We start from the raw sequence: 21,161 nt of genomic DNA, 5'->3' as shown, positions 1-21,161 counted from the left end.
ATTTTATCTATGTTGAAAAAAGTAACCCTTTTTATCTTCATAATCATCTTTAGTAAAGCCGAAGCCCAGACTTCGGCTTTGGCCATTGCCGATAGTTTGTACGCCACAGGGAATTATACCACTGCGATAAACCAATATGCCAAAGTAGGAACAAAACAATCCCATTTACAAATTGCCAGAGCCTATCATCATATAGGAAACTTTGATAAAGCTATAGCGCAATATGAAGCCCTAATTCTAAAAGATACGGCACTGCAAATAGCAGCGTTTGAATTGGGCAAACTCTATGTAAAGGTAAAAAACTCGGAAAAAGCGCTCCCTCTTTTTAGCGAATTGTCTCAAAGGCAGCCCAATCCCGAATATTTTTATTATTTAGGGATGGTACAGCAAGATTTGGGAAAAAATATGGAAAGTATAGCGGCATTTAAAAAAGCCGTAGTCATAGACAGTACGCATCTTAGGAGTTTGTTTCAGTTAGGCAAACATTATCTTGGTGAACGTGAATATAATCTGGCACAACAGTATATCAATAAAGGATTAACCGAATATCCTCAAGATGTATCACTGATCAACCTAAAGGCCTTAACATTCTATAACAACGACCAATACCAAGAGGCTAAACCGCTTTTTGAATTGCTCATTGACTTAGGTGAAGAAAAAGATTTTCTGTTTGAAAAACTAGCTACCTGCTATTATAAACTGTGGGAATTTGAAGCGGCTAAACATACCTATCTTCGGTTACTCGAATTTGAAAATGCAATACCAAAAGCCTACTTTGGTTTGGGTGAAGTCTATTGGCGTACTACCCAACGAGACAGTGCAGCGATATACTTCCACAAAGCCATTGCCTCTAAGAAACCTTTTTTAGCAAAAGAATATACGGCACTTGCCGGCTTGGCAAGAGAAGAAAATAAGCTTTCTAAAGCCCTAGAATACTATAAATTGGCATTTGAGGAAGATACGGAAAACCATATAAATTACTATCAGATTTGCACCGTGGCAGACCAATTATTCAAAGATCCAAAACTCAAATTGGCCTACTACGAGAAATTTATAGCCCAATTTGGAAACGACAAACCCTATTTTTCGCAAATTGTGGACAAACGAATCTCGGAGTTAAAGGAGGAAATACATTTTGTTTCGGAGTAATTTTGTGCAAAAAATCGTAATTTCCGCACAAGAAAGTATAACTCATGCGAAACATTTTGGTTTTATGTGCTTTATGTCTCTTTAGCTCCTGCGATTGGTTCTCCTCTAAGGAAGAAAAAATACAAAAACTGGTAGATGAAGAGTTAAAGAGCATAGATTGGAACGATGTAGACCAATACCCTTTGTTTGCAGATTGTGATGAAACTGCTTCTAAGGCAGATCAAAAAATATGTTTTGAATCCAATGTATTGCTCCATTTTTCGATGATTCTGCAAGATTTTGAGTTTGTATTGAACGAAAATGTAAACGACACCATTTTTGTTGATTTTTTAACCGATCCGCAGGGTATGATTTCCGTATTGGAAATAGAAAAAAATCCCTTAGTGGAAGATCAGATCCCGGAATTTGAAGCTATTGTAACACAAAGTCTCAAAACCATGCCTAAAGTGGCACCGGCACTAAAAAGAGGAATTCCGGTAAGCGCAAAATTCCGTATTCCCATAGTTTTAAATTCTAATTAAATACCCTTTTGGCAAACGAAAAAATTATATTAGGTATCGATCCGGGTACAACCATCATGGGATTTGGCCTTATTAAAGTGGTTCATAAACAAATGCAATTCCTTCAGATGAACGAATTATTACTGAGCAAATACAGTGATCCGTATATGAAGCTAAAACTCATCTTTGAGCGAACCCTAGAACTTATAGACACCTACCATCCCGATGAAATTGCCATAGAAGCCCCTTTTTATGGCAAAAATGTGCAATCCATGCTTAAACTAGGTAGGGCACAAGGTGTGGCAATGGCCGCCGGACTTTCCCGACAAATTCCTATTACGGAATACCTGCCAAAAAAAATAAAAATGGCAATTACCGGTAATGGGAATGCAAGTAAAGAGCAGGTAGCCAAAATGCTGCAAACTACGTTGGGGCTAAAAACACTCCCTACAAATCTAGATAGTACAGACGGACTCGCAGCAGCGGTTTGCCATTTTTACAATGAAGGAAAGATCGATTTGGGCAAAGGACACAGCGGCTGGGAGGCTTTTGTGAAAAGTAAAATCGCTCTAGCTCCTAAAAGGGCAGTTAAAAATACGGAGGTTATTGATTTAAGAAAAAAGAAAGCGCCCTAGCTCGCAAGGGGGAAACTCATTTCCATCAACCCAAATATGAGAAATACGAAATAATATTTAAATGAAGGGAGTCCAAATTCAACACCCAATTAAAACTCCCCCTTTGGGGGGAGGGGGGCTCTACATCCACATCCCCTTCTGCAAGCAGGCATGCCACTATTGCGACTTTCATTTTTCTACTTCTTTGAAAAAAAAAGAGGCTATGATCTCGGCTATTTGCAAAGAACTTGTTTTGCGCAAAGAGGAGTTTAAGACTATAACCGTGGACACGATTTATTTTGGGGGTGGTACACCATCCGTTTTGGAGGTTTCGGAAATCTATCAAATTATTCAAACCATTTATGACCATTACCGAATATCTGATACGCCGGAAATTACCTTAGAAGCCAATCCCGACGATTTGTCAAAAGAAAAACTAAAGCAGTTGGCTGCGACGCCCATTAACCGTTTAAGTATAGGCGTGCAATCCTTTTTTGAGGCCGATTTAAAACTGATGAATCGGGCGCATAATGCTGTGGAAGCGGAGCAATGTATTCATGAGGCAAAGCTGTATTTTAACAATATTTCCATAGATCTTATTTACGGAATTCCGAATATGACGCATGAGCGGTGGCAGGAAAATATAACTAAAGCCCTAGCATTTCACATCCCTCATATATCCAGTTATGCCCTTACCGTAGAGCCCAAAACAGCTTTGGCCCGTTTTATTGAAAAGGGAATTATTGACCCGGTGGATGATACCTTAGCACAAGCGCATTATGCTATTTTGGTAGCACAACTGGAAGCCGAAGGTTTCATCAATTATGAGATTTCTAATTTTGGAAAACCGGATTATTTCTCTAAAAACAATACGGCCTACTGGCAGGGGAAAAAATACCTTGGTATTGGGCCATCGGCACACTCCTATGATGGCATTCGTAGGGGGTGGAATAGTAGCAATAATTCAAAATACATCAAGGCTATTGAAGCCGGTTCGCTATCATTAGAAGAAGAAGTGCTATCCAAAACAGACCGCTACAATGAGTATGTCATGACGGGTCTGCGTACAATTTGGGGCGTTTCGGTAACCAGAATAGAAAAAGAATTTGGAGCGCCATACCATACATATCTCCTAAAACAAGCACAAAAATATATAGCGGAAAATTTACTTTTTCTGGATGATGATACCCTTTTGGTAACCAAAAAAGGAAAATTTTTGGCCGATGGAATTGCTAGTAATTTGTTTATGGTTAATTTGTCTTAAAAAGTCCGCCATATGATTGCAAGCATAACACATCAATCCGCAACCTATACCATAGACCTCTCCAAACCCTTGGATATTTCTATTCCGTTGCGGGGAAATGCGACCAATGTAACTGCGTGGTATGTGGGTCATCCAAAGATTGAACCTCATAGCGAGGGGAGTTTTGTCGGAAAGGTGTCCGCCGGCGGCTCCACCAACTTTAATGATATCCAATTTAATCCCCATGCCCATGGCACCCATACCGAATGTGTGGGCCATATCACCAAGGAGTTTTATTCGGTAAATAAAAATTTAGATCGATTTTTCTTTTTGGCAGAGGTGATTACGATTGCTCCCGAAAAGCAAAAAGACAATTTTGTAATATCCAGAAAACAACTAGAATACGCTTTGGGCAACAAATTACCGGAAGCCCTAGTGATACGCACCTTACCCAATGTAACAGCTAAATTGTCCAGGCAATATTCCCATACCAATCCGCCGTATGTATTAGAAGAGGCTGCCCAATTTTTGGTTGCAAGAGAATTGCAACACCTGCTCATTGATTTACCGTCTGTGGATAAGGAAAACGATCAGGGTGCCCTTTTGGCGCACAAAGCCTTTTGGGATTTTAATGGTACTATAAGGCAACACGCCACTATTACGGAATTTATATATGTAGACAATTCCATTAAGGATGGCAGTTACTTTTTAGATTTGCAAATGGCGCCTTTTGAGAATGATGCCAGCCCAAGCAGGCCGGTGCTGTATAAAATTTTATAGCAGTAAAAAACGGGGAAATGGGTATAGAGGCTTCTTGGTTTGAAAGAAGTCTTATTTCAAGGGTTTCGTCAAACCGATAACTCACAATGATTCTAAAGTATATATCTTTAAGTATCTTTGCGGAACTTTGGAGGAAGCAAAAACAATTAAATACTATGTTGGAAGCCTTTTTAGGCCTTGTTTTAGGGGCTATATTGATGTACTGGCTTTTTTCCTTCTTTCGTGCTAAGAAAGGCAAGGAGCTTACCGAACATCAATCTATTATCTTATTAGATAAAATTAGAAGCGTCTGTAAACTCATAACGGTTGAAGGCGATTTCGCCGAAATTTATCGCTATGAAAACACCAAAGAGCGCTTTCTAAGTTTAGTAAGTAGTCGGAAAAAAGCACTCATAATTATACATGCCAGGGCGCTGATTGGGTACGACCTTAAAAAGGTGTTGATGCATGCCGATACCGGGAAAAAGACCATAATTTTAACCAATTTCCCAGAACCCGAAGTACTTTCTATAGAACCCGAGTTGCAGTTTTACGACATACAAAACGGCATGTTCAATTCTTTTTCTCCAGATGACCTAACGGCATTAAATCAGGAGGCAAAAAAGCATATCCGGGAAAAAATACCCCAAAGTGGATTAATGGTAACCGCTCGCAAAGAAGCACTACAAGCCGTTCTTTTAATAGAAAAAATTGTGGAAACTATTGATTGGAAATTGGACTATTCTGCATTGGAAATTCGCCATCATGAAAAACAGATATTAGAAGATTAACCCTTACAATAGGCTATGAATCATTATGTAGTTGGAAAATACGAAATTAGAAGTACGAAATACGAGTAATTGCCATCTGCGAAAAAATATAAGGTTTCTAATTTTATCTTTTCAACTCTTATTTTGCTTCAAGCAGCTAAAAGCAAACAACCGGCAGCTAATAACCAAAAGCAAACAGCAAACAGCTAAAAGCTAAAAGCAAACAGCAAACAGCAAAAAAGTAAAGCGTTAGAAATTGCAAGAATGACCTTCAGATGATAGCATTTAAAAGCAAAATTAACTAAATTGGCTCCTTAATAAAACATCTTCGGTCTGCCGACTTCCGTCTATTGACTGATCGTAATTTCAAAAATGAAAAAAATGAAAAAAATGAAAAAACAAATACCCATTATCTTATTTTTACTTATCGCACAATTAAGTTACAGTCAAACTAAAGACACTATGAAAGAATTCGATTCCAATTTTGCGCACAACGTTTATTTCTGGTTAAAAAATCCGGATAGCAAAGAAGACAGAGCTAAATTCGAAACCTCTCTTAAAAAGTTTTTAGGCAGTTCTAAATACGCCAAAACCGCATTTATAGGCACCCCTCCAAAGGCCACCCGCGACGTAGTCGATGGTTCTTTTACCTATTCCATGGTGGTTACCTTTGATTCGGCTGCTTCACAAGAAGCCTATCAAACAGAGGAGGTACACTTAACCTTTATAGAAGAATCTAGCAATCTTTGGAATAAGGTGATTGTATATGATGCTGTTGGCATTTAAATCCTTCAAATGGTTTCTTACCGTTTAGCAGCCACAGCCGATTTCGTTGAAATTGCGAAATTGCACACCCGTAGTTGGCAGGAAAATTATCGAGGTTCTTATAGTGATTATTTTTTGGATCATGAGGTGTATCAGGATCGCACTGCCGTTTGGGAAAAACGGTTGACTTCCCCGGCTGCAAATCAGTTTACGATAGTGGCCGAGAAGGATGGTAAACTCATAGGATTTGTCTGTGCTTTTTTAGATGCCGATCCTCAGTATGGCACATTAATAGATAATTTGCATGTTTCTAAAGAAGCCAAAGGGAAAGGCATTGGCAAAGAATTAATACGTAAAGTAGCATCCAAATCGGCAGAAAACAATCCGCTTTCCAAAGTCTATTTGTGGGTTTTGGAGGCCAATGTAAATGCCTTTGAATTTTATGTGCATTTTGGAGCGGCGCACGTAGAAACCGCACGTGCCGATGACATTGGGGATACCGCAGTTTCCGTATGTCGCATGGTTTGGGAAACTCCGGAAAACCTTATAGCTTCGCAAAAAAGTTAGCGCCATGAATATCGAAGAATTCCGCAGCTATTGCCTCAGTAAACAGGGAGTAACCGAAGAATTTCCTTTCGATGAAAGCACTTTGGTTTTCAAGGTTATGGGAAAGATGTTTGCTTTGACTTCTTTGGATCGAGTTCCATTGCAAGCTAGTTTAAAATGCGATCCGGAAAGGGCTTTGGAGCTAAGGGAGATTTATGATGGCAGCATTACAGGTGCCTATCATATGAATAAAACACATTGGAATACGTTGCATTTGGAAGAAAACCTACCCCAAAAACTCCTTATAGAATTAATAGACCACTCCTATGATTTGGTGGTAGCCGGATTAACCAAAAAGTTAAAGACGGATTTGGAGGGCTTATAAGGGAATAGATGCATTTTACTTCAAATTAATAGTGCAATATAATCTGATAGCTTCCAAGGATGATTTTGTTATTTGCAAATCCCGTGGGTCAATTTGATAATTTTTATATCTGGAATTATGACAAAGATCGTAAAGGTCATTGTAGCTATTCCAGATATGAAGATTAGTATTGTGCTTAACAAACCTTTTCATGATGTCGTGAGGTGTACCCTGACAAAATCTGGAAAAAACCTGTTTATATTCATTATAAGATTGAAACTCTCTCTTTTCACCAGTGTCTTCTTTTCCCGGGTGTAAATAGGTCTCAGGAAATAGGCTTCCTTCAAAGAACTTAAGACAGCTATAAAACGCAGTAGTAATTTCCCAATCGGGAAATTCTCCGGATTGTTTAACGAAATTATGGGCTCTTAAATTATGGGAAGCGTGTTCGAATGCATTATACTTTTTCTGTGCCATACTTAAAAATGAAACCATCTGAAGTAATGTTGTCAACCATAAGCTGTTCAGAGCTTGACATAAAGGAAAAAGTCAAATCAATTCTGCTATTCGTGTTATTGATCTGTTCAGAAATTTTATAAGATGTCCATCTTTTGTTTTCGGAGTAATAATCTTCTTTGTTGAGAATTACGAGGCATTTGAATGTATTGAAATTGACAATCTTTAAATACATATCCTTTACATCAACTCCAATTTCCGATAATTTTGATTTTAATAATGAAGAAGAATGAGCCGCGGATTGGATATTTTTTTTAAAATCAACTTCAACTTCCTTTTGAAAATCTTCCCGACCTCTTACATATGAAGAATGCAGTAGTTCACTTATAGATAATTGTTCGCCTACAATACCAAAGTCTAATAAATTTAAATTATTTTCCGATTTACCTACCATGAAAAGTATGTTTTCATAACAAACTAATTACTAAATATAGTGCTATTTGAAAACTTATACAAAAGTAATGTTTCTTGGATTAATAAGCAATAGTGTTATAAGAATCAAAGTTTATTGATAATAAACTAGGTAGTATTGATATCTTTATGCTTTTTAGCAATCCGGTAGCATACAACACCCAATGAAAGATCCTATTTCCTTTTACAAAAGGCAGTTACATACCCACCGTGCCCAACTGGCCAAGGTTAAAAAGCAACTGTATGTTTCAGGCATGTTAAGGCTAACTATATTTCTTCTGATTGTTTTTTTGGTGTATTGGACCTTTGGAAATACACAATTGGTTTTAGGGATAAGTGCAGTAGGCGTTGCCCTGTTTCTGTTTCTGGTTTCCAGACATACTCGGTTGCAATATCTTCATGATAAAACCAAGGCACTTATCAGCATTAATACTACCGAACTTGAGGTACAAAACCGCAATTTTCATCATTTACCCGAAGGAAATGAATTTAAAAATCCGGCCCATTATTTTAGTCAGGATATCGACTTGTTTGGTCGGGGTTCTTTTTATCAGTATGCTAACAGAACTGCGTTACGAGAAGGAAGTGCTGCGCTGGCAGCGGTGTTTACGGAAAATGCAATACAGCACATAGTAGTGAAGCAGAAAGCCATTCGGGAACTTAGCGAACTTCCCGAATGGCGTCAGGAGTTTTCTGGGGTGGCCGCGCTTATTAAGACCTCTACAGACACCAGAACTATTGCGACGTGGTTAGAAAAATATCAACCCTTTGTTTCCCAGCGTATAAAATACTTTACGCCTCTTTTTTCAGTAGGCTCCATAGCAATTTTAATAGCGACCTTCTTCTCCCTTTTGCCCTTTTCAGCACTTCTTATTTGGTTGTCTATAGGCCTGTGTTTTTCCTTTTTTTTCTTCGGAAAAATTCGGAAACTGGCAGCTTTCGCAGAGAACGCTCAAAGTACATTTAGACAATACCAGCAGTTAATCGTGCAGTTGGAAGGCATCGAATTTCAATCGTCATTATTAAAAGAACAACAACAAAATTTAGTTTATGCAGAAAAGAAGACTTCCGACTTGCTAAAAACCTTTTCAGACATATTACATACCTTAGATCACAACAACAATCTTCTGTACCTTATTTTTGCCAATGGTTTTTTTCTACAAGGTCTGCACAAGGCGTATCGTATTGAAAAATGGATTGGGGAACATGGCATAGACGTAGCGAAATGGTTTGATACCGTGGCTACTTTCGATGCCTATAACAGTCTGGGGAACTTTGCTTTTAATCACCCCGATTATACTTTTCCTACCATAACTGACGGTTCAGTGCTGTTAACCGCAACGAAAGTTGGACATCCCCTATTGGCTCCGAACAAAAGGGTGTTAAATAATATTCATATTGAGAAAACCCAATTTTTCATCGTCACAGGAGCCAATATGGCGGGAAAAAGTACCTTTTTGCGCACCGTATCCCTACAGATTATGATGGCTAATGTGGGACTTCCCGTTTGTGCCGCAAAGATGGATTATTGTCCAATGAAACTAATTACCAGCATGCGCACCACCGATTCGCTTACCGATGAAGAGTCTTACTTTTTTTCTGAGTTGAAGCGGTTGCGATTTATTGTAGATGCCTTAGAAAGCGACACCTATTTTATTGTATTAGACGAGATTTTAAAAGGCACCAACAGCAGCGATAAGGCCATAGGTTCGCGTAAATTTTTAGAAAAGCTGGTCGGTGCCAAAGCTACCGGCATTATTGCCACCCACGATTTAAGTCTTTGCGAGGCGGCCGAAGAAATGAAGCAATTGCAGAATTACTATTTTGATGCGGAAATTGTAAACAACGAATTGCATTTTGATTATACCTTTAAAAAAGGCATTTGCCAAAATATGAACGCCTCTTTTCTGTTGAAAAAAATGGGGATTGTGGATTAAAAAGCATAGGTAAAATGATACACTAAAGACTTTTAATTGTTACTTTGAAACGGCAACACAAGATGTCTTTTATAGCACACACAACATACACATGAACGCATGGATTCACTAACGCAAATTATACTTGGTGCTGCGGTTGGAGAGGCCGTTTTGGGCAAAAAGGTGGGGAATAAAGCCATGCTTTATGGAGCCATTGCGGGTACAATCCCAGATTTGGATGTATTAAGCGGACATTTTACCGACACGGTTACCGCAATAGTATGGCACAGAGGATTTAGTCACTCGCTCTTCTTTTCCTTGCTTTTTGCGCCGGTATTTGGATGGCTCATTAACAAGGTCGAAAAGAAAGCCGATGCAGGGTGGAAGGATTGGACGCTTCTTATGTTTTTAGGCCTATTTACCCATCCCATTTTGGACGCTTTTACCACCTGGGGAACGCAACTGTTTTGGCCCTTTGAAATGCGACTGGCTTTTCAAACTATTTTTGTAATTGATCCACTGTATACGCTTCCGTTTTTACTCTTTCTTATTTTAGCCATGTGCGAAAAACGAACTTCATCCAAAAGAAGGAAATACAATACCTTAGGATTAGCCATAAGTAGTGGTTATCTGGTTCTTACCATCCTTTTAAAGGGACTGGCTTATAAAACTTTCGTCCATAGTTTGAAGGCCCAGCAGATTGCTTACGAACAAATTTCAGTTCGGCCTACCCCCTTTAATACTATTTTATGGACTGCAAACATAGATACAGGGGATACCTATTTGTTAGGGAATTATTCCTTTTTTGATTCCGACGAAATTGCGTTTACATCCTATCCAAAAAATCATGAGTTGTTGGGGGATTTGGTTACAAAAGATAAGATTAAGCGCCTTATCAACATTACAGAAGGCTGGCACACGATTACACAACAGGAAAATAGCTTGTTTTTTAATGATTTGCGTTTTGGATTGTTGAGTTTGGATCCTAGTGAAACCCGATTCGCTTTTTCCTATGAACTGCTAAAAGTAAAGGACGAGATTGAAGTGATTGAAAAACCAAAATTACGACCCGATGCCAAGAAATTATTGGCAGCGCTTTGGATGCGTATGTGGGGAAATTCCACCCCATATTAGGGATGGAATTTTACCTCACCCGGAACTGCCATTTTGCAGTTCCGACTTCTCCATACCTCAACAAGCTTTGCGCAAGCGGAGCGGTAAAGCGGAAACCCCGACCAAAGGATTGGGGAATCTTTAGATGAAACTTTAACCTATGAAACAACGTATTTTTTATTCAGGGATTCTTGGGGTATTGCTCTTTGTTACGGCAGTAATTTTGGGCGGACTCCAATTTGAATCTAATAGTCATGTTCAGCACTATATTAGTGAAAGTTACGCTACCGGAACGCCTTATGGGCCACAATTGCGATATGGATTATACATTCCCGCCGGAATATGCATAGCGCTCTTTGCTTTTTTATCCCCCACGGTGTTACCCCGATCGCCCTTAATGAAATGGAGTTTTTACGGAATCGGTATTTTTTATGGATTAGCTACTGTAGTGGTAAGTCTATTTCCATGTGATGCAGGATGTAACCCGGAACTTATCAATCCGAGTATATCACAGATGATCCACAATGCTATGGGAGCATTGACCTATCTGATTGTTCCCCCCTGTATGGTAGCTATCGGAATTAAAGCGACAAAATGGACTCATGGAACTCGACTCTACAAAGTTTCCCTTTTTTGTGGGATGACCGCTTTTTGTTTGATGCTTGTGCTAGCCCAAAATCCCTTCGGAACTTACGTTGGACTTCAACAACGAATTATAGAAGGAAGTATCCTTTTTTGGATAGTGTATACTGCCATCTATATCAAAAAACTATAACCTCTTTATTTGTAAATCGTGAAACGCATCTGCTTGTAACCGCAGCAACTCTTCGGCTTTCTTTTTCTTATAGGCATATACCGCTTCTTCCTCGGCAATTTCCCCGTATATTTTAGAATTCAGGGCGGAATCAGCCGCAAAAAGTTGTTCTCGTTGCTGTATTTCTTGGGCTACCCATGTAGCCACCACGGTTTCTTCTTCTTCCAGTTTATAATCATAACTTCCCTTTGGAGATAGCAATTTCGAAATGATAGGCGAAGTTTCTATGGCCAGAAACAACAGAAAAATAAAGAAAGAAGGCCACCAGGGCAATTTGTTTAAGGCATCGATCCGAGCCATAAGTCCATCGAAGCCATCAATTATAGGTTGGGAATTTTTTATCGCTTCTGTATGTTCCGTATTTAAGGTAGAAATTTGCCCTTCCAAATCCGTTATTTTTTGGGTGTTGGTTGCTTTTAGTTGCTGTAATTCTGCCAAAGCAGCATCGTGTTTTTCGCGCTTTTCTTTGTATACAGGCCCTTTTCCCAAACGTTTTGTTCCTGATGTGCCTTCCGCTTCAGCAATAAACGTATCGTACAAGGCATTGGTTTCAATTTCTTTTGCGGTTACTTCGGCTTTTAGCGCCTCAATATTCTGGTTTAAATCGTTTAACGCAGGATGGTACTGCAGGGCAATCTGATCTTTATTGGCTAAGGTGAGCTCGTTCTTCTTTTCGAGCAACACCTGATTAATTTCCTTTTCAAAAATTTTCATTTCCAAAGGTTTGGATATTACTACTGCAATAATCACCGCTAAGACAATTCGGGGAACAGCCTGTAGAAGCTCGCTTTTAAAACTATTTCTTTTTTTAATGGTAGAAACAATAAATCGATCCAGATTAAAGATTAACAAGCCCCAAACAAGACCAAAGAAAATGGCAGTATAGGCATTATCAAATACCGTGTATAGGGCGTAAGACGCAGCAATACAAGCCATAACAGCCGTAAAGAAAACCGTAGCCCCAATACCGGCATACTTGTTTTGCTCTCCCAAAGAACAGCTTTTTAGAATCGTCGTATCTGCCCCTGAGCAGAGGATAAAAAAGTGTTGTACCATAGTGTTCTGATTTGATTGATGTGCTAATACACCATTAGAACGCAGATGGTGATCATTTGTTACATGTACGACACCATAAAACAAACTATTTTGGAAACACCTAGTACCGCCGAAACGTATGCTTAGAAAAAATGATGTTCGCCTTCTTTTTTCACTCCAAACGGGCAGAAAAGCGCAGGGAAAGTCGGTTTTTAGAATCCAAAATGCCGCTTCTTTTACCTCCTTGGGAGGCCTAGTACGCTCTTGTGTTTTCAGGACTACTATACACTGACCCGTTGGGGATGAATGGAACTCAAGTTAAAAACAAAATTCACAAAACTTTAATCATTTATTATGATTGCTGTGCACTAAATATTGAATTTCTGGACTATTTTTGTAAGTCCTAAAACAAGCACGTTTTGATTATGGATTTAATAGTCGCCATTCTCTGGAGTTTATCCCCTTTTGGGGAAGCCAAGGTAGGTATTCCGTATGGTTTACTCAGAGGGGTTAATGTGTATACTGTGTTTATTGCTTGCTTTTTAGCCAATGCCTTAGTTTTTCCTATAATGTTATTGTTCCTAAATAAGGGCAACCACTTCCTCTTAAAATGGCATTATTATAAGAAAGCAGCCATCTACATTGCGCGAAGAGCAAAATTAGGATCCGGAGCAAAAATTCAGAAATACGGCTTTTGGGGCCTCATCTTTTTTGTTATGTTGCCTGTGCCGGGCACCGGCGTTTATGCCGGCACCATTGCCACCTATATTTTAAAAATAGAACGGCCTAAGGCGTTTTTAGCCAATGTCATTGGTGCATTTCTGTCTGCGATCATTGTGTGGAGTACCACCATGCTTTCCATGCGAGGGCTGTCCTAGTACAAAGGATGCCAAGACCAAGAAGAAATGGCTATCTCTTGTTTGCTACAGACACTTAGGGTATGCCTACGTACAAACTAAAAACGATTTGCTAAATCATACTAATATGTATATAAACTACCTGAATACATTGTTTTTAATGTGTCCTAGGGCATCCGATACGCCATCAACGGTGGTGCCCGGCATAAAACAACAATAAAAGCTGCTAAAAAGCGAAACGCAGCAGGTGCTAAAAAAGTTCTTGAAACCCGAGATTCATAGAACCAGAATTAGGCGGGCAAGACATAGGCGTATTTTCGTAGGATTTATTTGGATGAGCTCAAAAACGGCTCATTTTCGCCTTTAAGCCAAAAACAAAATTGTTATGGTACCACACTCACTGTACGGGTAGGAAGAAGAGGAAACGCAGAAAACCTAACCCAACGGAAGAAGCGTGTGTAGAATAAAAAATTACTTGAAACTGACTATCCCCGAGGCAAGCCATAGGGGTATTTCGCCAGTTTCATTTTGACCTTTGGGCCAAAAACGGAAATTTTGTATTTCACCTCACCCGGAACTGCAAAAAGACAGTTCCGACCTCTCCAAAGGAGCGATAAATAGGAAACCCCGACCCAAGGGCCGGGGAATCTTTAGATTGAAAAGCCGATTTTTTGTTTCCCCTTAACCTATTACCTTTGTACTCTAATGCCAAGAAATCCATGTTAAAAGTTGAAAAGCTTACGTTTGCCTATGACAACGTTAATGTGTTAAAAAACATCGATTTTACACTACCAAAAGGCAAATTTCTCGCTGTTATGGGTGAAAGTGGAGGTGGCAAAAGCACCCTTTTAAAACTCATTTACGGCTTGCTTCAATTGGAAGAAGGCACAATTTTTTGGAAGGACGCTCCTGTGTTAGGTCCCAACTTTAATTTGGTGCCGGGCGAATCTTATATGAAATTTTTATCACAGGATTTTGATTTGATGCCCTTTATCTCAGTCGAAGAAAACGTGGGGCAATACCTATCGGTTTTTGAACCCAAGGTGCGACAAGCTCGGATATCGGAATTGCTACACATGGTTGAAATGTCGGACTATGCAAGTGTCAAAGTAAAAAATTTAAGCGGCGGTCAACAGCAACGAGTGGCTTTGGCGCAGGTATTGGCTCAAGAGCCCGAACTTTTATTGCTGGATGAACCCTTTAGCCATATCGATAATTTTAGAAAAAATAGTCTGCGCCGAAATCTGTTTTCACATCTTAAAAAGGCGAATATAAGCTGTATCGTAGCCACGCATGACATGGACGATGTACTTTCCTTTGCGGATGAAATTTTGGTGCTCAAAGACCAAAAAATGTGTGCAAAAGCCACTCCGATAGAACTTTATTCACATCCAAAAACAGCCTACATAGCTTCATTATTTGGGGAGGTTACCCTTGTTCCCATGACGCTTTTAAAATCGTATTCGGAAATCAACAAATCGATCTTGGTCTACCCCAACGAGTTTCTACTTTCCGATAAATCGGGAATTAAAGTCATTGTAAAAAATACGTTTTATAAAGGTGCTTATTATTTAACTGAGGGCGTTATGGAGAATGAGCAACCGATTTTTTTTAATTCCAAATACAAGCTCCAAACGGCGCAACCTGTTTTTTTAAATGTGGCTCTAGAAACCGTTAATGTACGCTTAAAGGATCTTCCGTAATCGGATAAAACTGTAGTAGGTACCACCATTCGTAATACAAATGAAATGAATACAAAACTCATTGCCGAAGAGTTGGTTTTTAAAGCCGTTAGAAGTGGTGGCGCAGGAGGTCAGCATGTTAACAAAGTGTCGAGTAAGGTAGAGCTTTCCTTTGATGTAGGCCGTTCTCAAGGACTTACCCCAAATGAAAAGGAGAGGCTGCTTCAAAAATTATCCGGTAAACTTACCAAAGACCACCTCCTTTTACTGCAATGCGATGAAAGTCGCAGCCAGCACCGAAACAAAGAACTCGTGGTTTCCAAATTTTTTAGCATGTTAGAGAAGGGATTATTGGTGCCTAAGCGAAGAATTCGTACCAAACCCGGCAAATCGGCCATTGAAAAACGTTTAACGGCGAAGAAAAAATCGGCATTAAAAAAAGTAAATCGCCGTAAATGGCAAGCAGACTAAGGCTATACAGGCGTTCCATTCGCTAAGAATTCTTCTTAAAATGAGGCAGCATGCTTCCCAATTTTGGCTTCTTTGATTTCCATATTCTCAGAAATACGAAAATTTTGAACCAAAATAGGAAAGACCTTTGTCGTTTGGCTAATTTTCGCATAAAATGATACGAATATCCCTCATAATTTATATCTTGCATATCCCCCGTTTGCAATAGCTGCGTATTCTTATTTTGCATGTTATACTGTGGTAATCGTCTCCCTTTAAGGTACGGAACAGTGCGGCTACTCAGATACGATTTGTTTACCCAATAAAATCTCAATAACGGGTTATGAAAGAACTGGAAGATTACAAATATGCCTTAGACCAAATTGCCATTGTAGCCGTTACAGACGCCAATGGGATTATTACCTATGCCAATGATAATTTTTGTAAAATCTCAAAATACACCAAAGAAGAGTTAATTGGGCAAGACCACTGCATCATAAACTCAGGACACCATCCAAAAGATTACTTTAAAGAACTATGGGCAACGATTAAGGCCGGAAAGGTTTGGAAAGGACAATTAAAGAACAAAGCTAAAGACGGCAGTGAATATTGGGTAGAAATGACTATTGTGCCCTTTCTAAATGAAGAAGGTATTCCGTATCAATATTTAGCCATTAGAACCAATATTTCCCCGTTAAAGGAAGCCAACGAAGCCTTATTAAAAAGCCATAAAAAGGTTTCGGATTTTAAATACGCCTTAGACGCTGCTGCCATCGTCGCTATTACAGATGCCGAGGGTACTTTGCTTTTTGTGAACACCAATTTTTGTGCCGTTTCCAAATACCAACGAGACGCTTTAGTGGGGCAGCAGCTAAGTTTGCTTAACTCCGGGCATCATTCAAAAACATTTATAAAAACCCTATGGGAAACCATTGGTTCGGGTACTATTTGGCGGGGAGAGTTTAAGAATAAAGCCCAAGACGGGGCTTATTATTGGGTTCAAACTACCATAGTACCTTTTCTGGATGAAAATGGCCAACCTTGGCAGTATATGAGCATACAGCAAGATATCACCGAGAAAAAAAACGCTGAGGAACGCTTGCTGGCCAATGCGGAAGCGCTAGCACATAAAAACAAGCAACTCATAGATTTCTGTAATATTGTATCTCATAATTTAAGAGCTCCCCTAATTAATATCACCATGCTGGTCGATTTTTTAGAGGAGAGTACCGACCCGGAAGAACAACAAGAACTTTTAACCAAAATTAAGCCTGTTACAACGCATTTAATGGATGTATTTAACGAATTGGTGGAGTCTTTGCAAGTGCAGCAAGACAAAGACCTTGCTTTAGACAAAATTGATATAAACAGCACTTTACGTAAAGTTTTGTTAGGGTTTGAAACTCAAATTAACGAATATGATGCCGAGGTTATACTAGAAATAGAAGCCGCTCCCACACTATATTGCCCCCAAAAATACATGGAAAGCATTTGCAATAATCTGCTAAGCAATGCCTTAAAATACAGGTCGCCACATCGAAATCCTACGATCCGTATAAAAACAGAAAAAATTGAAAAGGGTGTTCGTTTAGCGGTGCACGATAACGGGCTGGGTATCGATTTGACCTTGCATCAAAATAATCTATTTAAAATCAGGAAAACCTTTCATGCCCATCCCGATGCCAAAGGCTTTGGATTATTTATGACCAAAGCACAGGTAGAGGCCATAGACGGAAAAATATGGGCAGAAAGTTATCCCGATAAGGGCAGCACTTTTTATGTTGAATTTAAAAACCCATTGCAATGAATGTCGCAAAAAAACTCTCGATTATTGATGATGATGATACCTTTATTTATTTAACCAAAAAAACGATCAACAAAATCAGTAACGTAGAACTTATTAAGGTATTTAGCAACGGTTTAGACGCCATTACCTTTTTAAAAGAAAACAAAACGAAACCGGAGACCTTACCAGAAATCATATTGTTAGATCTGAGTATGCCTATAATGGATGGGTGGCAATTTCTGGAAGAATATGCCGTATTGAATCCCAAAATTGGCAAAAAGATCACTATTTACATTTGTTCCTCCTCCATTTCTCCGGAAGACATTGTTAAATCTAGAGCGATAAGCGAAGTAACCGATTTTATTATAAAACCCATTAGTCGGGAACAACTGGAAGAAATGATAGAAAAATTGTAGCCTTAAATAATTTCCATGATGACAATTTTGGCATCTCTGAAACAGACCGTTTCACCCACAGCTTTACCCAATAATAAATGTCCAATAGGCGTATTGGGTGAAATACAACATATCTTAAGTGCTCCTACGGTGCATTCTCCTGCTGAAATGGCTAAAAAATAATTGGCCGCTGTGGTTATTACCAAACTTCCAACGCAAACTTGTTTGGAGGTCTGCTTTACCTCTACCCTATCCAAGGCAGTTTTCATGAGGTGTGCTTCGGCTAACTGATTCCCGGATTTTTCCAATTCTAATTGCAACATAGCCCTCCCTGTTTCGTGTTTGTCACCGGTACTACTTTTGGTCTCCGAATCTAAAGACTCCCGAAGGTCGTGTATGCGCTCTTGTATACGAGAAATTCGTCCCTCTATAAATTTAAGACAAAAATGATACAATTGTTCTTTTGTAGTTGCGCGCATTTATAGTTTCTATGTAAAGTGGTTCTATAGTAATTCTGCCATTTCCTTTCCCACAAGACTACCCAAAGCAATGCCCATACCGCCCAGTCTAACCCCACAATAGACATGATTGGTAAATTGTTTAACTATAGGCCGTTTTTCCCGTCCCGTTCCCATAATGCCGCTCCACCGTTGGTCTATTTCGAAAGGAGTATCCGGTAAAATAACATCGCTGAGGAGAAATTCCAAACGTTGCTGTATGCGCTTAGTTTGTCCAAAATTCATCGTTTTTTCACCCTCAAAATCAAGATTTCTACCACCGCCAAATAACAGTCGGTTCCCTACATTACGAAAATAATAATAGCCCTCATCCAAATGAAAAGTGCCTTTAATAGGTAATTTAGCGATTGGTTTTGTAATGAGCACTTGCGCTCTTGCCGGCACCACATCTTCATGAAGCAATTGAGAAGCAAAGCCGTTGGTGGCAATACACAATTTTTTAGTGATCATCTCAAAATGATCTGTACGCACTTCAACATGGGTATTATGGTCTACAAATTCCTTTACCGTGATACCGTTGAAAAGTATAATATTTTGTTTGTGAGCCAAGTGCACCAATGAAGACATCATCTTTCCGGTATCTATTTGGGATTCGAAGGCGTGGGTAATATACTGTGGTTGAATCTTGGCAAAATTAAAGCGATTGGGTTGTACGCTAAAGGGTAATGCCTTAAAAACAGGTTCTAGAAGTTGATTAATTTCGTTCAGGTTATCTAGGCAATGATGAAACACGGATTCTTGCGTCTTAAGAAATACTTCATGCCCGCCGTAGTTTAAAAAATTAAGGTTGTCATCGCCTAGCATGGTTCGAAGTAGTTGTATGCCTCGCCATCGCCGGTGCACTAATTGTTGTACGTCCCATTCCGAACTTGTTTTAATATCGGCTAAGATTTCGGAAATGCTTCCAAAACAGGCAAACCCTGCATTCTTTGTGCTTGCACCTTGGGGCAAAATACCTCTTTCTAAGACCAAAATTTTAGCTTTTGGAAAACGCTTGCGCAGCCCCAACGCACAACTTAGCCCCACGATACCACTGCCCACAATAGTGTAGTCTATGTTGGAAAGCCACGTTTTATACTCCCAGTAGCTCAGGTTGTTGCTCATTACAAAAAACTTATAGGTTAAAATAAAGCGATTATTGGTAAATGACCTACGAAATACGTCATAAAAACAACCACTACAAATAAACTACAACCAATTCTATCCGTTCTTGTCGAGCAACAAAAGAATGTACCGCAAGAGTGTTATTATAACTTTTTCTATTTTGTACACACAGTTTAAAGGCTTTTCTGTCGTCATTATTTTTTTGAGGATATTTTCAGCTACCTTAAACATTGACCTCAACATATTCCGTCATCGTATCAACAAAATTCCTTATCCTTTTGAAATTTTTAGAGTAGTACAAACGCTATTATCTGTATATTAAAGATTCAACTTGACTAGACGATTTGCTGCCAATAGTAATTACATACGATCTGTGATAATAACTTCTTACTTTTTAGTATCAACAGTTGACCAAAGAGTTTCTGTTTCCCAGTTTTTAGGAAATCCCATTGCAAACACGTCTACATTGGGGTATTTCTCCAGTAAAGCTTTTAACCTAACGACTATTGTGTGTTCTGGATTAATAGTCTGCATTAGAAATAAAATGATTGTAAGTGTGTAGGAAGTACGGTTATTTGATACTCCGTCGTTTTTTAACCAAGTTTTATAAATATTTCTAGGTCTAACAGGTTGTATACTCATAACCCTATTCCATAGCCGACTATGATGCGCGCACACATTTCTTAAGTAAACGATGCTATGTATCCACGATGAGAAGGTCTTATCATTTAATCCAAAGTGGCTAGCTATTTCTCTTTTTACCTTTCCCGGCTTCAAATTACTGTACAAGAAAGATAATGTTCCAAAAGAAGTAATCTCTAACATTATCCAACTTGGGGGTAATGGATTAGAATATTTTTTTTTAAAAGCCTCTATGAATTCTTCATCACTTCGATAGTATTCGTGCTCTAAACTTCAAAGACTTTTACTATGATTAATATGGTTTTTGAACAGATTAGCGTCTTGATACCAAAAAGCACCATATTCATGGGATAGCAAATAAATCATCTTTGCCCGAATCGAAACCTCAATTTTTTCAAGTTCCCTTCAAATCAAAACTCTTAATTCCCGATCAAAAGAATAAAGGTGAAACGCAGATTGAAAAGTAGAGTTTGCTTTGAGTTGATGATTATTTTTATCTGCTAGCATTGGATACCAATAACCACTTAGGCGATAATAACTGATACTTTCCAATAAGTGGGTAGCCCTAAGTATATTCTTTATTTCGAGTCCTCTTTCTTGTAGCTGCAGAATTTGCTCCGCATAAGTTAATGCAGGCTTGTCATAAGGAACTTTAGGCATTTGGTAAAAATAAAAAGCTTACCCTGAGCGCGCTGTTCTAACGGGAAGCGGGGTAAGCATGTTGATGTAAATTTACTAACTTTTTAATTATGAAACATGCTTATTAACAAAACAATAAATCAAATACCTTAAAAAACATTATGAAAGAGTATTTTGTAGCCATAAATTATAACTAAACGCCCTAAAAAATTTAGTAACAGAAACACAACTTTTGAGATTCATCCATTTATTGTTCTTGATCCCATACGTTGATTTGCGTGCAAATTACAAACAAATAAAAAAAGCCTCAAAAGTTAAAAACTCTTGAAGCCTTATATTTACTGGTGGAGAATACCGGATTCGAACCGGTGACCTCTTGCCTATGCACATTTTTTACAAATAGTTAAGCCGTTTGAGTTTTAAAAAATTCTTCATTGTCATTTTTTTAGAGATTTCAACATATAATTGCAAACAACGGACATAGTATACCACTTTGGCCGGGATAAAGTGAGCATAGCTCGCCGGATGAAAGTGAACCACCTAGGCCGGGCAAAAATGAGCCACCCTTAAAAC

The 21,161-nt window shown here is 38.8% G+C and carries 22 protein-coding genes, 1 tRNA gene and 1 pseudogene; 17 read left to right on the top strand and 7 right to left on the bottom strand.

The features are described 5' to 3' along the window. Positions 1 to 9 precede the first annotated feature (9 nt). The 9 genes from U1E44_RS00120 (at position 10) to U1E44_RS00080 (ending at position 6,731) form a co-directional block, all read left to right on the top strand. Complete coding sequence (locus U1E44_RS00120; protein ID WP_322928817.1) at positions 10 to 1,149, top strand: tetratricopeptide repeat protein; 1,140 nt, start codon at positions 10 to 12, stop codon at positions 1,147 to 1,149. Between the two features lie 44 nt (positions 1,150 to 1,193). Further along, positions 1,194 to 1,670: a hypothetical protein gene (locus tag U1E44_RS00115; RefSeq protein ID WP_322928816.1), complete on the top strand. Its 477-nt coding sequence runs from the start codon at positions 1,194 to 1,196 to the stop codon at positions 1,668 to 1,670. Between the two features lie 8 nt (positions 1,671 to 1,678). Further along, positions 1,679 to 2,284, top strand: coding sequence for a crossover junction endodeoxyribonuclease RuvC (ruvC, locus tag U1E44_RS00110; protein ID WP_322928815.1), 606 nt, complete (start codon positions 1,679 to 1,681; stop codon positions 2,282 to 2,284). Positions 2,285 to 2,345: 61 nt separating this feature from the next. Beyond that, on the top strand, positions 2,346 to 3,527 hold the full coding sequence (hemW, locus tag U1E44_RS00105; RefSeq protein WP_322928814.1) for a radical SAM family heme chaperone HemW: 1,182 nt from the start codon (positions 2,346 to 2,348) through the stop codon (positions 3,525 to 3,527). A 12-nt stretch (positions 3,528 to 3,539) separates the two neighbouring features. Then, entirely contained in the window at positions 3,540 to 4,286 is a 747-nt protein-coding gene (locus U1E44_RS00100; RefSeq protein ID WP_322928813.1) for a cyclase family protein, read from the top strand. 155 nt (positions 4,287 to 4,441) lie between these two features. Continuing rightward, positions 4,442 to 5,056 (top strand): DUF4230 domain-containing protein, encoded by a 615-nt coding sequence (locus U1E44_RS00095; protein WP_416242040.1) that lies wholly within the window; start codon positions 4,442 to 4,444, stop codon positions 5,054 to 5,056. Positions 5,057 to 5,425: 369 nt separating this feature from the next. After that, positions 5,426 to 5,821, top strand: a complete 396-nt coding sequence (locus U1E44_RS00090) for a Dabb family protein (protein ID WP_322928811.1) — start codon at positions 5,426 to 5,428, stop codon at positions 5,819 to 5,821. 9 nt (positions 5,822 to 5,830) lie between these two features. Then, positions 5,831 to 6,367, top strand: coding sequence for a GNAT family N-acetyltransferase (locus U1E44_RS00085; protein ID WP_322928810.1), 537 nt, complete (start codon positions 5,831 to 5,833; stop codon positions 6,365 to 6,367). 4 nt (positions 6,368 to 6,371) lie between these two features. Then, entirely contained in the window at positions 6,372 to 6,731 is a 360-nt protein-coding gene (locus U1E44_RS00080; RefSeq protein WP_322928809.1) for an MmcQ/YjbR family DNA-binding protein, read from the top strand. A gap of 15 nt (positions 6,732 to 6,746) precedes the next feature. On the opposite strand, the gene U1E44_RS00075 is transcribed toward U1E44_RS00080, so the two are convergent. Together U1E44_RS00075 and U1E44_RS00070 are read right to left on the bottom strand one after the other, a co-directional pair. After that, on the bottom strand, positions 6,747 to 7,187 hold the full coding sequence (locus tag U1E44_RS00075) for a hypothetical protein (RefSeq protein WP_322928808.1): 441 nt from the start codon (positions 7,185 to 7,187) through the stop codon (positions 6,747 to 6,749). Then, a complete protein-coding gene (locus U1E44_RS00070) occupies positions 7,168 to 7,620 on the bottom strand; it encodes a hypothetical protein (RefSeq protein WP_322928807.1) in 453 nt (150 codons plus the stop codon). Before U1E44_RS00070 ends, U1E44_RS00075 begins: the two co-directional genes overlap by 20 nt. A 181-nt stretch (positions 7,621 to 7,801) precedes the next feature. Between U1E44_RS00070 and U1E44_RS00065 the strand changes: the two genes are divergently transcribed. The 3 genes from U1E44_RS00065 (at position 7,802) to U1E44_RS00055 (ending at position 11,441) form a co-directional block, all read left to right on the top strand. Continuing rightward, positions 7,802 to 9,574 carry a MutS-related protein gene (locus U1E44_RS00065; protein ID WP_322928806.1) on the top strand — a complete coding sequence of 591 codons (1,773 nt, stop codon included), beginning with the start codon at positions 7,802 to 7,804 and terminating at the stop codon, positions 9,572 to 9,574. Between the two features lie 99 nt (positions 9,575 to 9,673). Next, positions 9,674 to 10,687, top strand: a complete 1,014-nt coding sequence (locus tag U1E44_RS00060) for a metal-dependent hydrolase (RefSeq protein ID WP_322928805.1) — start codon at positions 9,674 to 9,676, stop codon at positions 10,685 to 10,687. 139 nt (positions 10,688 to 10,826) lie between these two features. Beyond that, complete coding sequence (locus tag U1E44_RS00055) at positions 10,827 to 11,441, top strand: DUF998 domain-containing protein (protein WP_322928803.1); 615 nt, start codon at positions 10,827 to 10,829, stop codon at positions 11,439 to 11,441. Here the strand turns inward: U1E44_RS00055 and U1E44_RS00050 are convergent. Beyond that, positions 11,436 to 12,536, bottom strand: a complete 1,101-nt coding sequence (locus U1E44_RS00050; protein ID WP_322928802.1) for a DUF4407 domain-containing protein — start codon at positions 12,534 to 12,536, stop codon at positions 11,436 to 11,438. The genes U1E44_RS00055 and U1E44_RS00050 overlap by 6 nt on opposite strands. Positions 12,537 to 12,940: 404 nt before the next feature. Between U1E44_RS00050 and U1E44_RS00045 the strand changes: the two genes are divergently transcribed. The 5 genes from U1E44_RS00045 (at position 12,941) to U1E44_RS00025 (ending at position 17,706) form a co-directional block, all read left to right on the top strand. Beyond that, the gene (locus U1E44_RS00045) at positions 12,941 to 13,393 is read left to right on the top strand and encodes a COG2426 family protein (RefSeq protein ID WP_322928801.1); all 453 of its coding nucleotides are present in this window, start codon (positions 12,941 to 12,943) and stop codon (positions 13,391 to 13,393) included. A 698-nt stretch (positions 13,394 to 14,091) separates the two neighbouring features. Continuing rightward, positions 14,092 to 15,075 (top strand): ABC transporter ATP-binding protein, encoded by a 984-nt coding sequence (locus tag U1E44_RS00040; protein WP_322928800.1) that lies wholly within the window; start codon positions 14,092 to 14,094, stop codon positions 15,073 to 15,075. A gap of 45 nt (positions 15,076 to 15,120) precedes the next feature. After that, the gene (gene arfB / locus U1E44_RS00035) at positions 15,121 to 15,525 is read left to right on the top strand and encodes an alternative ribosome rescue aminoacyl-tRNA hydrolase ArfB (RefSeq protein WP_322928799.1); all 405 of its coding nucleotides are present in this window, start codon (positions 15,121 to 15,123) and stop codon (positions 15,523 to 15,525) included. 322 nt (positions 15,526 to 15,847) lie between these two features. Continuing rightward, a complete protein-coding gene (locus U1E44_RS00030) occupies positions 15,848 to 17,311 on the top strand; it encodes a PAS domain-containing sensor histidine kinase (RefSeq protein WP_322928798.1) in 1,464 nt (487 codons plus the stop codon). After that, entirely contained in the window at positions 17,308 to 17,706 is a 399-nt protein-coding gene (locus U1E44_RS00025; protein ID WP_322928797.1) for a response regulator, read from the top strand. The genes U1E44_RS00030 and U1E44_RS00025 overlap by 4 nt, the downstream gene beginning before the upstream one ends. 2 nt (positions 17,707 to 17,708) lie before the next feature. On the opposite strand, the gene U1E44_RS00020 is transcribed toward U1E44_RS00025, so the two are convergent. From U1E44_RS00020 to U1E44_RS00005, 4 genes and pseudogenes are all read right to left on the bottom strand, one after another. Next, on the bottom strand, positions 17,709 to 18,164 hold the full coding sequence (locus U1E44_RS00020) for a hypothetical protein (protein ID WP_322928796.1): 456 nt from the start codon (positions 18,162 to 18,164) through the stop codon (positions 17,709 to 17,711). A gap of 24 nt (positions 18,165 to 18,188) precedes the next feature. Next, a complete protein-coding gene (locus tag U1E44_RS00015) occupies positions 18,189 to 19,307 on the bottom strand; it encodes an NAD(P)/FAD-dependent oxidoreductase (protein WP_322928795.1) in 1,119 nt (372 codons plus the stop codon). A gap of 387 nt (positions 19,308 to 19,694) precedes the next feature. Then, positions 19,695 to 20,609, bottom strand: a pseudogene (locus U1E44_RS00010) (Abi family protein). Between the two features lie 321 nt (positions 20,610 to 20,930). Next, a tRNA-Ser gene (locus U1E44_RS00005) sits at positions 20,931 to 21,021 on the bottom strand. Between the last annotated feature and the right edge of the window lie 140 nt (positions 21,022 to 21,161).

The sequence above is a fragment of the Aurantibrevibacter litoralis genome (genome assembly GCF_034651555.1).
GTDB classification, from domain to species: Bacteria; Bacteroidota; Bacteroidia; order Flavobacteriales; family Flavobacteriaceae; genus Aurantibrevibacter; species Aurantibrevibacter litoralis.
Note: the sequence above shows the minus strand (reverse complement) of the source record. Positions and strands in the feature narration are given on the sequence as shown.

Excerpts from the sequence above, each read along its gene's own strand:
- U1E44_RS00120 (WP_322928817.1), top strand. The coding sequence starts at position 10 with ATGTTGAAAAAAGTAACCCTTTTTATCTTCATAATCATCTTTAGTAAA.
- U1E44_RS00115 (WP_322928816.1), top strand. The coding sequence starts at position 1,194 with ATGCGAAACATTTTGGTTTTATGTGCTTTATGTCTCTTTAGCTCCTGC.
- hemW (WP_322928814.1), top strand. The coding sequence starts at position 2,346 with ATGAAGGGAGTCCAAATTCAACACCCAATTAAAACTCCCCCTTTGGGG.
- U1E44_RS00100 (WP_322928813.1), top strand. The coding sequence starts at position 3,540 with ATGATTGCAAGCATAACACATCAATCCGCAACCTATACCATAGACCTC.
- U1E44_RS00095 (WP_416242040.1), top strand. The coding sequence starts at position 4,442 with ATGTTGGAAGCCTTTTTAGGCCTTGTTTTAGGGGCTATATTGATGTAC.
- U1E44_RS00090 (WP_322928811.1), top strand. The coding sequence starts at position 5,426 with ATGAAAAAACAAATACCCATTATCTTATTTTTACTTATCGCACAATTA.
- U1E44_RS00085 (WP_322928810.1), top strand. The coding sequence starts at position 5,831 with ATGGTTTCTTACCGTTTAGCAGCCACAGCCGATTTCGTTGAAATTGCG.
- U1E44_RS00080 (WP_322928809.1), top strand. The coding sequence starts at position 6,372 with ATGAATATCGAAGAATTCCGCAGCTATTGCCTCAGTAAACAGGGAGTA.
- U1E44_RS00075 (WP_322928808.1), bottom strand. The coding sequence starts at position 7,187 with ATGGCACAGAAAAAGTATAATGCATTCGAACACGCTTCCCATAATTTA.
- U1E44_RS00070 (WP_322928807.1), bottom strand. The coding sequence starts at position 7,620 with ATGGTAGGTAAATCGGAAAATAATTTAAATTTATTAGACTTTGGTATT.
- U1E44_RS00065 (WP_322928806.1), top strand. The coding sequence starts at position 7,802 with ATGAAAGATCCTATTTCCTTTTACAAAAGGCAGTTACATACCCACCGT.
- U1E44_RS00060 (WP_322928805.1), top strand. The coding sequence starts at position 9,674 with ATGGATTCACTAACGCAAATTATACTTGGTGCTGCGGTTGGAGAGGCC.
- U1E44_RS00055 (WP_322928803.1), top strand. The coding sequence starts at position 10,827 with ATGAAACAACGTATTTTTTATTCAGGGATTCTTGGGGTATTGCTCTTT.
- U1E44_RS00050 (WP_322928802.1), bottom strand. The coding sequence starts at position 12,536 with ATGGTACAACACTTTTTTATCCTCTGCTCAGGGGCAGATACGACGATT.
- U1E44_RS00045 (WP_322928801.1), top strand. The coding sequence starts at position 12,941 with ATGGATTTAATAGTCGCCATTCTCTGGAGTTTATCCCCTTTTGGGGAA.
- U1E44_RS00040 (WP_322928800.1), top strand. The coding sequence starts at position 14,092 with ATGTTAAAAGTTGAAAAGCTTACGTTTGCCTATGACAACGTTAATGTG.
- arfB (WP_322928799.1), top strand. The coding sequence starts at position 15,121 with ATGAATACAAAACTCATTGCCGAAGAGTTGGTTTTTAAAGCCGTTAGA.
- U1E44_RS00030 (WP_322928798.1), top strand. The coding sequence starts at position 15,848 with ATGAAAGAACTGGAAGATTACAAATATGCCTTAGACCAAATTGCCATT.
- U1E44_RS00025 (WP_322928797.1), top strand. The coding sequence starts at position 17,308 with ATGAATGTCGCAAAAAAACTCTCGATTATTGATGATGATGATACCTTT.
- U1E44_RS00020 (WP_322928796.1), bottom strand. The coding sequence starts at position 18,164 with ATGCGCGCAACTACAAAAGAACAATTGTATCATTTTTGTCTTAAATTT.
- U1E44_RS00015 (WP_322928795.1), bottom strand. The coding sequence starts at position 19,307 with ATGAGCAACAACCTGAGCTACTGGGAGTATAAAACGTGGCTTTCCAAC.